This window comes from Geobacter psychrophilus (assembly GCF_056821595.1).
Map to the genome: position 1 here is coordinate 3,203,244 of NZ_JBXDTU010000004.1, position 13,292 is coordinate 3,216,535.

Sequence of the window (13,292 nt, forward strand, 5' to 3'; positions counted from 1 at the left end):
TCAGGCTGCAGGGCGGTGGAGCATCTTGAGGATGGAGCTGATTTTAGACCGCATTTCCGTGCGGGGGATGATGACGTCCACCATACCATGGTCAAGCAGGTATTCGGCACGCTGGAAGCCTTCGGGAAGCTTCTGGCGGATGGTCTGCTCGATGACACGCGGTCCGGCAAATCCGATCAGCGCTTTGGGTTCGGAAATGTTGATATCCCCAAGCATGGCGAAGCTGGCGGTCACCCCACCGGTTGTGGGGTCGGTCAGGATGGAAATAAAGGGCAATCCGGCCTTTTTGAGTTTGGCAAGTGCGGCCGAGGTTTTGGCCATCTGCATCAGGGAGAGGATGCTTTCCTGCATGCGGGCGCCGCCTGAGGCTGAGATGATAATCGCCGGCTGCTTGTGTGCCAGGCTGCGCTCGATGGAGCGGGTGATTTTCTCGCCCACCACACTGCCCATACTGCCCCCCATGAAGGAAAAGTCAAAACAGGCGACCTGAACCGCAGTGCCGTCGATCGTTCCCTCGACACAGATGACCGCATCCTTGGAACCCCCTTTTGCCAGGGCCGCATCGATACGCTCCTGATAGCTCTTGGCGTCTTTGAACTCCAGGAAATCAACCGAGGTGACCCCTGCATCAAACTCCTGCCAGGTACCCCCGTCAAGCAGCACTTCAAGACGCCGGCGGGCAGAGATTCGGTAGTGATAGCCGCATTTGGGACACACGTTCAGGTTGGTGTCGATATCCTTGCTGAGAATGGTTTCCGAACATCCCGTGCACTTGACCCACATGCCCTCGGGAACCTTTATTTTTTTGCCCTCGGATTTGTCTATGCCCGCTTTTTCTCTATTGAACCAGCTCATGGTTGGACCTCGTATATTTAGTTTCGCTCAAAAAATTTAACGTAAATGAAGTTGCTTGGTAACAGAAATGCCACGTGCTGTCAAGTCAGATTACTGCGGGAGTATGGCCTGTTTGAGTGCCTGGACAAAGCCCTTCAGTTCGTGTTGCAATTGAGTTCCGGAATACTGCTGGAAGAGCTTGACAATGGCGCTGCCCACGACAACTCCGTCAGCCAGTGCGGCGACACTGGTTGCCTGTTCAGGTGTCGAGATTCCAAACCCGGCCATGATAGGGAGAGTGACCTTTTCTCTGACCCGTGCCAGCTCACTGGCAAGGGAACCGGAAATCTCCTGTCTCGCACCGGTAACCCCGGTGACGGTGACATAATAAATAAAGCCGCGCCCAAGCCTGTTTACAGCATCAATGCGGGATGAGTCAGAGGTGGGGGTGAGGAGGAAGATGACATTCAAGCCATGTTTGTTGGCGGTTCGCAAAAATTCATCAGACTCTTCGGGCGGCATGTCTACCAGCAAAACACCGTCAACACCGGCCTGTACGGCATCACGGCTGAAACGCTCATAGCCGTAGGCGTGGATCGGATTTAGATATCCCATCAAAATAATAGGAATTTCGGTCGTTTTGCGGACATTCCGAACAATAGCAAGGATTGCTGTCAGGGTCGCGCCCGCAGACAATGCCCGCTCAGAAGAAAGCTGGATGGTCGGGCCATCAGCCATGGGGTCGGAAAACGGAACACCGAGTTCGATAATATCTGCTCCCGACTCTTCCAGCAGGTGGATCATCTGCTCCGTTGTTGTCAGATCGGGATCACCGGCGGTAATAAACGTTACCAGGGCTTTTGATTTCGATGATTTGAGTGCCTCAAGGCATTGAACAAGCCTGCTCATGGTTCATGTCTCCGTGTTGTTGATCTCAGATCTTGAAGCCCGACATTTCTTTCTCGAGCAGGTCGATCTGCTTGGAGAGTCCGGTTACGGCACCTTCCATTACTTTGGCTGCCTCGGTATTGGCAGAAGTCGATGACTGGATGTTGCCGACCGACTTGGAAATCATGGCGCTACTCTGGGCTTGCGAACCGCTGGCTTTGCGGATCTGATCGATCAACGTGGTGACATCTTCCGTGGCGTGAGCGATCAGATTGCTGGTACGGCTCTGTTCACGTGTGGAGGTCCGCACATGAATGGTCAGATCTTTCATCTGTTCGACCGCCGTTGTGATCAGTTCACTGCCACGTGAGTGCTCACGGGCCGAACTGGCGATATGCCCGACCATCTCCTCGACGCTTTCCATGGCCTCTTTGATGCTCTGACTGCCGCGAGCCTGCTCGACAGTGGCGCGGGCGATCTCGCGGACCTGGACGCTGGCTTTCTGCACACCGCTGACTATCTTGGCCAAGGCTGTGCCGGAATGCTGGGACAGTTTCTCACCCTCGGTAATGCTTTCTTCGGCCTGGTTGATGGCGTTCACTGCCCGACGGGTCTCTTCCTGAACACCCATGATGACTGTGGCGATCTCTCGGGTTGAACTGCTGGTGCGCTCGGCTAGTTCCCGGATCTCGTCGGCAACCACAGCGAAACCCTTGCCATGCTCTCCGGCCTGGGCAGCAATAATGGCAGCATTCAGTGCCAGCAGATTGGTTTGCTCGGCGACTTCGTCGATGACCGAGAGGATGGCGCCGATGTCGTTGGCTCGCAGAGACAGGTTTTCTACAACCTCGGCCGTGATGCGCGAAGAACTGCGGATGGCCTGCATGCCGGCAATTGCTTCTTCCACGGCCAATTTGCCTGTTTCGGCATCCTTTTTAACCCCTTCCGTAATAACGGAGGTGTCCAGAGCATTCTTTTCTACCTGCTTGATGGTTGCATCCATTTCGGCAATGGATGACGCCGTCGTACTGGAGGCATCCAGCAGGTTGACGATGCTGGTACTGATCTCTTTGATAGAGGCGGTCATCTCGATAATTGACGAGCTGACTTCATCCACCGAATCACCCAGTTTTTCAGCACTGATGGCCACCTCCTCAACGCTGGCGGCCATTTCAAGGATGGAAGCGGATGTTTCCGAAGCCGAGGTGGCAAGCTGTTCGATACCTTCTGATACCTCTTTGACGGACGTATTGATGTAGTCAACGGCCCGGGATGTTTCAAGTACGGCGGCTTCCTGAAGATGTGCGGAACTGACTACTTTTCGGGAGGCCTTCTCGATGTTGTTATCGATAGCGGTAAGCACCTCGGAGGTAGAACTGACCCGTGATACCATGCTGTGCAGGTTTTCGGCCATGGTGTTCATGGCAGTGGCAAGATCAGCTGCTTCTCCCCCGCCTGTCACGGATAGCCGGGAATCAAGCTTGCCGTCGGCAACAGCGCGGGCAAATTCGACACAGGCGCGCAGCGGCCGTGTAATGGAAATGGTAATAAAAAACGAGAAAATAGCGATCACTCCGATCGCAATCAGCGTGATGATCCCTGAAAGAATCATTTTGGCTTTTATGCTTGAGGCAACCCGCTCTTCGGTTGTGCTGACATCCTTATGGATGATAGTGACCATCGATGCCACGGCAGTGCTGAAGGTGCTGAAACGCTGGGCCTGCACGCCACTCATCAGGTAACTGGCCTTGAGGATATCTCCTGACCCGGCGGCGGGCAGTACCTCGTCCAGCAACGTTTTTTTGTATTCCTTCCAGATCGTTTCCGCCTTGTTCATCGCTTCCCGCTTCTGGGGAGATTCAAGTGATTCAAGTACGATGCCGAAATTCAGTTCGACGTCAGACACCAGATTCTTGATGGTGGCCTCACTCTTGTCGGCAACACTTTTGTCGGTTTCCAGCATGAAGTTCTGCATTTCACTGTTGATCTGGAAGAGATCTGATTTTAAGAGGGCGATGCTTTCAAGGGCATCCTTGTTGTTTTGAATGATCCTGTAGGAGGAACCGCCGATTCTGGATTCGTTCAGGAGCATCAAACATACGATAGCCACAAGCAGGATGCAGGTAAAGGCTGCTGCTGAGAGCAACACCATTTTTGTGCGCAGAGTGAGGCCGTTGGCGCCGTTCTGAGACGAGGATGTCTTCACTGAACAACTCCTTGTGAATCGTGAATGTACGCAGGTAAAGCCGCAAAACTATACCAGAGCAGCAGCTTTCTTATCAAGCAAAAAGACCCCGCACCAGACCTCTCAGCGGATGCCGCGCAGCATATTCCGCAAACGGTTGATGGCGGCTTCGGGGCGGTATTGCTCAGGAACAATCAGGGTGTCATGCTTTTCTACGGGAATGATCATCTCTCCCCAAGGATACTCCAGGTGGAGTCTGGCGTTCATCCGGTAGGGGAGCTTGTCCAGATCGGGCTGTCGCTTGATGATCTCCAGCAGATCGCTGAATTTAAGATGGACCGGCAGACGCATATCGGTTTCTTTCCCGGAGGGAAAGATAACGGTTTGCTGTGTACCGCCGGTTGAGAGGGGCAGGGTCATGACGCGCAGGTCATAGGTGTAACCCAGCAGTGACAGATCGAAGGTGTTGGGATTGCTGATTCCAAGGTGAAATTCGATATCCACCCCGGAAGAATCCAGCCCGACCAGGCTGGTTCCTTTAACCGTAATACAAGGTTCCTGGATGAATGCTGCGCAGCCCGACAACAGGGTTTGCAAGATTATGATTGCGATGAAAACACGCACGCGATACATCAGCGTGTTCTCGTTCCTGACTCATCCATCGCCAGTAGTTCGGTCTGGCGACCCAGGTCGCCTCGCAATTCCACGCGAACCATCCGGATTTTTTTCAGGTAGGCATCGGCTTGAGGGCCCTGACCGCAGTACAGTTTTTTTGCCCGTTCCAGATTTCCCTGAGCCATGGTGAGTTTTGTGTACAGTTCGCGTACGGCTGCTTCGGCACATTTTTCATCGTTTTCCATGTCAGACGGTGCATAGCCGTGACTCATGGCGCGGCGCGGCATGAGTTGCCAGACGCCCAGTGCTCCCTTGCTGGAAACAGCCTCGGCCGCCAGTTGATGGCCACCAGTCTCAGCCAGGGCGATTTCGGCCAGGTCGAAAGGCATGAACGGAGTTCCGAGGGTTTTTGTGAAACAGAGAGCAGCCAGTTGGCGTGAACGTTTGGGGGTTGTACGGCGGGCAAAGGCGGATTCAATGGCTGCTACCTGCCGTTTGCGCTCGCCCATGGAGATACCTTTCTCCAGAAGTCCCTTGATTTCACGTTCGAGGGGGGTCTCGGCCGAAACGGTGGCTGCAGGAGGCAGTTCCGTTTTTTTGACCGAAGCAGATTCGCATGCTGCGAGTATGAGCAGGCATGACAGATACATTAGTTTTTTTCGCATAAGTAAGAGTGGGGTCAGTTGTGGGGGCTTTGCCGGACCGGCGCGAGCGCCAAAAACAAAATGAATTCCGGCTGGATACTCCTTTCAATGGGGATGTCCCGAAAAAGCCAAAGTCCCGGTGGTCCGAGACTTTAGGTTGGCTTTATTCAGGTGGAATGTTTCTACACTACTGAATAACAAATGTCAAGTTAATCAGGGAAAAACCGTAATAAAACAATGAGTTATAGTGCGATAGCTACCCCTGGATCCTCCCTGGGTTGCCTGCTGAAAATTCACGAATAAGTCTGCGTTTTACTTTAGCCGAGTAGGCGAAAAGACCACCGGGGATTCATTGTCCCCAGTGGTCTCATTTGGATCAATCTGTGCTTTCAATGAGATAACTTAGAATCGATAGCCAACGCCCAGGCCGAACAGGTGCGGATCAAGGGCAAGGTCATACGTATTGGCACCCACCTTCATTTTTGTTTCTACATTGAGATATTTATAATCAATATTGAAATACAGGTTCTCTTTGATCTTGATGTCGGCACCTGCCTGAGCCGCCCAGCCAACGCTATTATCAATTGTGAAATCAGGATCTACTGCGCTGATCTTGGAGTTGAACGGAAATACGAAATTAACACCGAAGCCGACATAGGGGCTCACCAGGCTTCCTGCAAAGGGGTGATACTTGGCTGTTACGGTCGGTGGAAGCAGCCAGGTCGAGCCGGCAAACGCACCGTTGAGCTTGATGTCATGACGGGTTACGGCAGCAATCAATTCGGCAGAAACGTTCTTTAAAAAGAAGTATTCAAGGTCAAGTTCCGGAACGACATCGTCACTAATGCTTACCTTTGCAGCTGTGAAATTGGTGCTTTCATCCGGTTTAACATAGATTGCCCTCATACGCACACCGAATTGCTTGAAATCCTCTGCAGTTGCGTTTCCCGCCACAGCTAAGCCCATAACCAGTACAGCACCCATTACAGCCAACGCATTTCTTGTCATCTGTCGCTTCCTCCAGTTGCTTATTTTGAGGGGCTACCTCAATCTGAAAAAGGATCGAATTAGTGAGCAGACAAAGAAGATTCTGTTGATCTTATTTAGTTAAAAAAATGACGTAAGTCAAGTTTAATTTGATATAAATAAAAAATATTTTGATATTTAATAAAATTGCGTAAGAAGTAAGAACAGAGGAGGGGGGCAATTCACGGAGTCGTGGGCAGGATACGCTGTCTGTGCGGTATGTAGAGCGATCAGAGTTGCAGCTGGATGGATAGTAGTACGAAACGTTGCTTCGGCACCAAAATATGCCAAAGTCCCGGTTACCCGGAACTTTGGCATATTTGTCGGTCAGACGAAGAGTGCTGTGACGTCCCGGGACATTAGTAAGCCTCGGAATTCCCGATAATATCCTCTTCGCGGATTCTTGCCCTGAAGATGCGATAGACCCAGATCTTGTAGCAGATAACGGTTGGTACAAATATCAATGCAACAACCGTCATAATCTTCAAGGTCAGCAGGCTGGAAGACGAGTTGTAGATGGTCAGGTTCGAGGCTGCATCCAGGTTTGAAGGGAGCAGGTTTGGAAAAAGTCCGGCCACCCCGGTAAAGACAACGAAAACGATCGTCAGGCATGAGAAGATGAATGCTTTGCCAGTCTCGCTCTTTCCGGCAAACACCTTCACCAGAAGCAGTGAAGCAACCGCAATAACCGGAATGATCAGCAGAACAGGTGCCTTCATAAAGTTGCCATACAGCTTGGTGGCTGGCCAGGTGTAGCCGAGGAATACCACAGCAACGATCAAAAGTGCGGGCCAAAGTCTGTTGGCCATGGCGGTTGCCCGATTGCTCAGGTCACCCACGGTTTTGAGAGAGATGTAGAGCGATCCGTGCACGGCAAACAGCAATACAAACAGGACCCCGGTGATCAGGCCGTAGGGATTCAGCAATCCGATCAATGAACCCTCGTACGCGAATTGCAGCGTCGTAAAGTCATTGCGCATGGGGATACCGCGGAAGATGTTGCCGAATGCCACCCCGAACAGCAGGGCGGGCAGGAAGCTTGATACAAGTATGGCCTTGTCCCAGGTCTCTTTCCAGAGTGCCCCATCAAGCTTACCGCGGAACTCGAACGATACGCCACGAACGATCAGGGCAAAGAGAAGCAGAATCAGGGCCGAATACAGGTTGCTGAACATGAGCGCATAGGTGGTGGGAAATGCGGCAAAGGTTGCTCCACCAGCTGTCAAAAGCCAGACCTCATTGCCGTCCCACACCGGTCCAATGGCATTGATCAGGATGCGCTTTTCAGTGTCATTCTTGGCGATGAAAGCGGACAGAAAGCCGGTCCCCAGGACAAAACCATCGAGCATGAAATATACTGCCCAGAGAACACTCCACAATACGAACCAGGTGATTTGGAAAACTGAAATATCCATGGATTATGCCCTCCCCTGAACATTGATGATGCCGGAAAGGTCCTTATCGGGACCTTTCTTGGCGTATTTGACCAGCAGGAAGATATCTACTGCCCCCAGCAGGCCGTACAGTACGGTAAAACCGAGCAGGGAAAGACCGACTTGCGTAGCGGTAACTGATTTGGAGACCGCGTCGGCCGTTTTCATCACCCCGTAGACTATCCAGGGCTGACGGCCAAGTTCAGCCACCAGCCAGCCAAATTGTTCGGCCAGATAGGGAGCCGGAATTGCAAATACCATGAGCAGCAGGAACGCCCGCTGATCAACAAAATTATTCCTGCGGGAAAGGATGATTGCCAGCAGACTGGCCAGGATCATGAACGTGCCGATTCCGGCCATGAGGCGGAAGCTGATGAATGTCGGCGTCACCGGTGGACGGAGCTCTACGGGAAAAGCCTTGAGGCCCTTGATTTCGGCGTTGGGATCCTTGAAGGCCAGAAAGCTGAGTGCATTGGGTATGCAGAGCCCCTCTATCGAGTTGCACTCACCGGCTACGTTCGGGAAGAGCAGAAGGTTCATGCCGACTCCGCGTTGTGTCTCCCATTGTGCTTCCATGGCGGCAAACTTGGTGGGCTGGGTTTTTGCAATTTCGACAGCGTGGAAGTCGCCGCTGATTGCTACGATCAATGATGCCGTAAATGCCCAGACAGCTGCCATCTTGAATGAGCGCGTAAAAAAATCGACTTCATTCTTCTGGAGCAGGTGCCAGGCGGATACGCCCATAATGACAAATGCTGCCAGGGCATAGCCGGAAAGCAGAGTGTGTGAAAACTTGATCCATCCATAGGGATTGGTAAGAACGGTGACAAAGTTCTCCATTTCCGCTCTGCCGTTCCGGATGACATAACCGACCGGTTTCTGCATCCAGGCATTGGCGAGAAGTATGAATAGTGCGGAGAGATTCGTTGCGATTGCGGCAAGCCAGATGGAGAGTGCGTGCACTTTTTTTGGAATCTTTTTCCAGCCGAAAATCCATACTCCGATGAATACCGACTCAAGGAAAAAGGTAAGGGTGGCCTCAATTGCCAGGGGTGCGCCAAAAATATCCCCTACATACCGGGAATATTCTGCCCAGTTCAGGCCGAACTGGAACTCCATGGTGATACCGGTGACTACACCCAGTGCAAAGTTGATCAGAAACAACTTGCCCCAGAACTTGGTCATGCGTAACCAGGTTTCATCACCGGTTGTTACATACTTTGTCTCCATCCAGGCTGTCATAATAGACAGCCCGAGTGTTAGTGGAACGAAAATCCAGTGAAACATGCAGGTTGCTGCAAATTGAAGCTGACTGAGCGTTACTACATCCATACTTCCCCCTTGTTAGGCTGCGTGTTGAAATCGTGTATCTTGGGCTGTTGCACATAGTGATGTATTCATAATTGTTTGTGAGTCAATAATGGTGCGGAAAAATTAGATGTAACTGCTGATTGATGTTTATGTGATTTTAATGGATATTTGATGAAAAAATAATATGTTTGCTTATATCAAAAATATAGAACAAACAAGAGCCTTTTTATCTTTAAGTCAGGCGAAAGAAATTGTCAACAAAAAATAATGTTAACAGTTTGAAAGTTTTTCAGGATTGTTCCAGGCGAATGATTGAATCACCAAGCGCCAGGCAGGCGGGACGATGTGAAATGACAAGGAGAGATGTGCCTCCAGCGCCCCTGAAGCGTTTGTTGAGGCGCGACACCACCTCGCGTTCAGTCGCAGCATCCAGACCTTCGGTCGGCTCGTCCAGCAGCAGAATGGGCGCATCCTTGAGCAGCGCCCGCGCCAGGGCGATACGGCGCGCTTCACCGCCGGAGACAGCAGAGCCGTTGATTCCCACCAGTGTGTCCAGGCCCAGCGGAAGCCCCGTTACCCAGGTTTCAAGGTAACAGTCACCGAGGACCTGGCGGAGTTGTTCCTCATCGGCAGCATCGTTTCCAAGCAGAATATTTTCTCGAATAGTACCATTGAACAGGTGCGGACGCTGAGGTACCGCTGCAATCATGCCGAGTAACTCGTCCTTCGCCAGATCACGGATTTCAATGCCTCCCACGGTAATGCTCCCCTCATAGGTGCGAAAGCGGAGCATGATCTCTACCAGCAGGCTTTTTCCGACACCGCTTGAGCCGTTCAGGACAACGCTGCTGCCTGCGGGGACTGTCAGGGAAATATTCTGCAGAACTGGTATTCCCGGAAGGTAGCAGGCTGATACACCCCTGAAGCAGATCTCATTTCCGGTCGGCCGCTTAGCCGGGTTCGGAATGTCGGGCACCGGTACGGGGGCATCCGCAAGTTCAAAGATGCGTGCTGCCGACTCCCGTGCCGCCGGCAGCAGCTGGAAGGCTGCCGGCAGTTGGCCGACGGCTTCAAAGACAGCAGCAGAGAACAGCAGCAGCATCACCAGCTGCGGTGGAGGGATCTGGTGGGCAACAACCTGCATGCTGCCGGTCAACAGTACCGCAGCTACTCCGGTACCGGCAAACAGCGCCATTCCGCCAAGGGAAAGGCCGTTTATTCGCCCTAAGCGCTCTTGCTCAGCGATCAGATTTCTTGACAGTTCATCAACCGCAGCGGCCTGACGTTCCACTGCCCCCAGAAGGATCAGCTCTTCGCCCCCCTGCAGACCTTCGGTCACCCTGCTGCGCAGATCCGCGGACAATTGGGCGGATCTGCTGCCCGGCTCTTCCGAGATTCGGCGAATCAGCAGGGGAAGCCCCGCACCAGCCAGCAGCAGAAACAGCAGCATCATCGCAGCGGACGGAGGGCTGAACCAGAGAAGAAAGACAAGGGCTGCAGCTATGGAAATTGTTCCCACCGCAAGCGGTGCAATGATTCTCAGATAAAGGTTTTCCAAGGCATCCACATCGGCCCGCAACCTGCCAGCCACATCGCCGTCCGCATACCGCTCCAGGCCGGCCGGAGCCAAGGGTTCGAAGCGCTTGAACAGCCATACCCGCAGTTCTGCAAGAATTCTGAAGGTCGCCTCATGGGAGACCAATCGCTCCCCGTAGCGCCCTACGGTCCTCGTTATGGCCAGAAAGCGTATGGCTGCCGAAGGAAAGAAATAATTGAAGGCCGCCCCACTGCTGCCGGATATTGCCATGGATGCGATAAACCAGCCGGATACAGCCATCAGTAGTGCGTTTGCTGCAATCACCACCACGCCCAGTACAATTCCGACGGACATCCAGAGCCATTGACTGCGGGAAATTTTCAGGAAACGGACAAAGTGGGTCACACCGCATCCTCCTGCAGCATCAGAAAGCCTTTCGGAGAAACGACCCGGTCTATGCGGCCATTGATCATCTCCGCCACTCTCCCGGCACACAACAGGGTCTGCTCACGATGGCTGATAACCAGAACCGTACGCCCCACGGCCAGCCTTTCCAGTGCCTCGCACACCAGTCGCTCATTTTCGGGATCAAGTCCTGCTGTCGGCTCGTCCAGCACCACCAGGGTTGCCCGTTGCAAATACGCCCTGGCAAGGGCCAGGCGCTTTAACTCGCCACCTGACAACCCGGCGCCGCGATCCCCCAGCAGGGTGTCCAGGCCACGAGGCAGCCGATTGATGAAATGGGCGGCTGCAGCGGCTTCGAGGGCGCTGTCAATCTCATGTTCTTCGGCATCCGGTCGACCCAGAAGGAGATTGTCACGCACTGTTGCCGCAATAAAATAGGGGCTCTGGGGGACCCACGCCAGTCTGGACCTCCATGAGTCGGGCGCCAGCGTGGTCAGGTCCCGGCCATTGATCAGGATGCGTCCTGATTCAGGCCGGGCCAGTCCGATCAGAAGCCGCGCCAGCGTGGACTTGCCTGCGCCGCTCTCACCTACCAGGGCGGTGATGCTCCCGGCCGGCAATTCCAGATCAACACCGTTTACACCGCCCCGGTTGCCGCCATAGCGGAAAGAAACCCCTTCAAAGAGCACAGTCGGGGGGGCTGCCGGGGGAAGCAGGGATCCGGCAAACCCTTCAGGTAATGGTCTGGCCAGGAGCGGTGCTATCCGTTCTGCGGCCGCCATCCCCTGCATTCGGGCGTGATATGAGAGTCCCAGGTTGCGCAGCGGCAGGTAGAATTCCGGAGCCATGAGTAAAACGAAAAGCCCCTCTCCAAGGGACAGGTTTCCCGCAAGAAGCCTGAAACCAACGATTACAGCAACCAGTGCCGTCCCTACGGTTGCAAAAAATTCCAGTGTGAAAGCGGAGAGGAAGGCAACCCGCAATACCGTCATGGTTGCTGAGCGATATTCTTCCGAAACGCGGGCTACAACCACCGCTTCTTTTTTTGCGGCTCCGAAGATGATCAGATCAGGCAAACCCTGAACCAGGTCGATCAGATGGCCGGCCATTCGGGATAGACGGCTCCACTGGCGCCGATGGAGCTGTTCTGAACCGCGGCCGATCAGCATCATAAACAGGGGGATAAACGGGGCGGAAAAGAGCAGCACAAGCCCGGAGCGCCACTCGGATGGGATAATTATGGTCAGGAATATGAGCGGCAGGATCGCCGCCAGGGAAAGCTGGGGGAGAAAGCGGGTGAAATAGGGTTCCAGTTCATCGACACCCTTGGTGACGGTTTCGATCAGCGAACCGGTTTCATCCCCAGCCAGTCCGGAAGGACCCAGGGATTGAATCTTGCGATACAGTCTGTTGCGAACCGCCTGCTTGACCCGGGCAGCGGCCGCTGCTGACCTGGTTTCCAGGATGTAAGTGCAGAGGCTCCGTCCTGCTGCCAGCAGAACCAGCAGCAGTATTACCGGCACAACCGACGATACATCGTCACCCTGCATAACGACACGCTGGCAGGCTGTTGCCAGCAGGCGGGCCTGGAACACGATCAGCAGGCCGATTATAACGGCCAGGCAAATAATGCTCACCAAGAGCCAGCGGATATCCCTGGCTTCGGCAAACAGCAACTGCTGTGCGCTGCTTGCCCCCTGATCGCTGCTGTCGGTGTGCTCTTCGGATTGTTCAGTCATAGGGAGAGATGTATGCAGGGGCTGAAACTGTTCCCAATCATCTGTTGGCGGGGTGTGCAGGAGTTATGGCAGGCGTGATGGATGCCGGCTTTACTGATTGTTTGCCAACTCTTTCAGGCTGACGCTGGCGAGAATTTCTCGAACCTGTTTCTGTACGTTGACCCACACCGGATGCACCTTGCAGGAAGAGGAACGGTCGCATTCATCGCCCCCTGGAACGCATCTGTTGGGGATGATCGGGCCTTCAACCGCTTCGACTACTTCCAGGAGGGTGATCTTGTCGGCTGCACGCCCAAGGATGAAGCCGCCCCCGGTGCCGCGATATGATTTGACGAGGCCCATTTTGCTGAACTGCTGGAAAATTTTGGCAAGAAAGGTGGGAGGGACATCAACAGCCGCTGCAATATCGCTCAACAGGCAGACCTGGTCGCCGGGACGGGTGGCCAGATACACGATGCCGCGGATTGCGTATTCACCTTTGCGAGTAAGCTCCATCATACAAATACCCTCTAACCCTTAAGTGCAGGAAACCCGCAGTAATAAATTGATTTGGCCGGACATCTTAAATAATGCGGGTAATTCACAAAAACTGTTTCAAAAAAGCTGGACTTATATCGTTCGACAATAACTGCAGAATTTATTACATAATTTATTAAAAGACTATTTATGTCTTTT

General features: G+C 53.3%; 11 protein-coding genes. All 11 read right to left on the reverse strand.

Features of this window, described 5'->3' with window-relative positions; translation table 11 throughout:
- Positions 1–855 carry an acetyl-CoA carboxylase, carboxyltransferase subunit beta gene (accD, locus tag ACOCF6_RS17335; RefSeq protein ID WP_482461580.1) on the reverse strand — a complete coding sequence of 285 codons (855 nt, stop codon included), beginning with the start codon at positions 853–855 and terminating at the stop codon, positions 1–3.
- A 90-nt stretch (positions 856–945) separates the two neighbouring features.
- On the reverse strand, positions 946–1,743 hold the full coding sequence (gene trpA, locus ACOCF6_RS17340) for a tryptophan synthase subunit alpha (RefSeq protein ID WP_482461581.1): 798 nt from the start codon (positions 1,741–1,743) through the stop codon (positions 946–948).
- A 25-nt stretch (positions 1,744–1,768) separates the two neighbouring features.
- The gene (locus tag ACOCF6_RS17345; RefSeq protein ID WP_482461582.1) at positions 1,769–3,928 is read right to left on the reverse strand and encodes a methyl-accepting chemotaxis protein; all 2,160 of its coding nucleotides are present in this window, start codon (positions 3,926–3,928) and stop codon (positions 1,769–1,771) included.
- Between the two features lie 102 nt (positions 3,929–4,030).
- Complete coding sequence (locus tag ACOCF6_RS17350; RefSeq protein WP_482461583.1) at positions 4,031–4,540, reverse strand: LEA/WHy family protein; 510 nt, start codon at positions 4,538–4,540, stop codon at positions 4,031–4,033.
- On the reverse strand, positions 4,540–5,172 hold the full coding sequence (locus ACOCF6_RS17355) for a transglycosylase SLT domain-containing protein (protein ID WP_482461584.1): 633 nt from the start codon (positions 5,170–5,172) through the stop codon (positions 4,540–4,542). Before ACOCF6_RS17355 ends, ACOCF6_RS17350 begins: the two co-directional genes overlap by 1 nt.
- A 396-nt stretch (positions 5,173–5,568) precedes the next feature.
- On the reverse strand, positions 5,569–6,174 hold the full coding sequence (locus tag ACOCF6_RS17360; protein WP_482461585.1) for an OmpW/AlkL family protein: 606 nt from the start codon (positions 6,172–6,174) through the stop codon (positions 5,569–5,571).
- 377 nt (positions 6,175–6,551) lie between these two features.
- Positions 6,552–7,607: a cytochrome d ubiquinol oxidase subunit II gene (gene cydB / locus ACOCF6_RS17365; RefSeq protein WP_482461586.1), complete on the reverse strand. Its 1,056-nt coding sequence runs from the start codon at positions 7,605–7,607 to the stop codon at positions 6,552–6,554.
- 3 nt (positions 7,608–7,610) lie between these two features.
- Entirely contained in the window at positions 7,611–8,957 is a 1,347-nt protein-coding gene (locus tag ACOCF6_RS17370; protein WP_482461587.1) for a cytochrome ubiquinol oxidase subunit I, read from the reverse strand.
- 268 nt (positions 8,958–9,225) lie between these two features.
- Positions 9,226–10,878, reverse strand: a complete 1,653-nt coding sequence (cydC, locus tag ACOCF6_RS17375; protein WP_482461588.1) for a thiol reductant ABC exporter subunit CydC — start codon at positions 10,876–10,878, stop codon at positions 9,226–9,228.
- The gene (gene cydD / locus ACOCF6_RS17380; RefSeq protein ID WP_482461589.1) at positions 10,875–12,617 is read right to left on the reverse strand and encodes a thiol reductant ABC exporter subunit CydD; all 1,743 of its coding nucleotides are present in this window, start codon (positions 12,615–12,617) and stop codon (positions 10,875–10,877) included. Before cydD ends, cydC begins: the two co-directional genes overlap by 4 nt.
- Positions 12,618–12,707: 90 nt before the next feature.
- Positions 12,708–13,115: an RrF2 family transcriptional regulator gene (locus ACOCF6_RS17385; protein WP_482461590.1), complete on the reverse strand. Its 408-nt coding sequence runs from the start codon at positions 13,113–13,115 to the stop codon at positions 12,708–12,710.
- Positions 13,116–13,292: the final 177 nt, after the last annotated feature.

What these genes read in the sequence shown, in the direction of transcription:
- accD (WP_482461580.1), bottom strand. Translation starts at nt 855, where the DNA reads ATGAGCTGGTTCAATAGAGAAAAAGCGGGCATAGACAAATCCGAGGGC.
- trpA (WP_482461581.1), bottom strand. Translation starts at nt 1,743, where the DNA reads ATGAGCAGGCTTGTTCAATGCCTTGAGGCACTCAAATCATCGAAATCA.
- ACOCF6_RS17350 (WP_482461583.1), bottom strand. Translation starts at nt 4,540, where the DNA reads ATGTATCGCGTGCGTGTTTTCATCGCAATCATAATCTTGCAAACCCTG.
- ACOCF6_RS17355 (WP_482461584.1), bottom strand. Translation starts at nt 5,172, where the DNA reads ATGTATCTGTCATGCCTGCTCATACTCGCAGCATGCGAATCTGCTTCG.
- ACOCF6_RS17360 (WP_482461585.1), bottom strand. Translation starts at nt 6,174, where the DNA reads ATGACAAGAAATGCGTTGGCTGTAATGGGTGCTGTACTGGTTATGGGC.
- cydB (WP_482461586.1), bottom strand. Translation starts at nt 7,607, where the DNA reads ATGGATATTTCAGTTTTCCAAATCACCTGGTTCGTATTGTGGAGTGTT.
- ACOCF6_RS17370 (WP_482461587.1), bottom strand. Translation starts at nt 8,957, where the DNA reads ATGGATGTAGTAACGCTCAGTCAGCTTCAATTTGCAGCAACCTGCATG.
- cydD (WP_482461589.1), bottom strand. Translation starts at nt 12,617, where the DNA reads ATGACTGAACAATCCGAAGAGCACACCGACAGCAGCGATCAGGGGGCA.
- ACOCF6_RS17385 (WP_482461590.1), bottom strand. Translation starts at nt 13,115, where the DNA reads ATGATGGAGCTTACTCGCAAAGGTGAATACGCAATCCGCGGCATCGTG.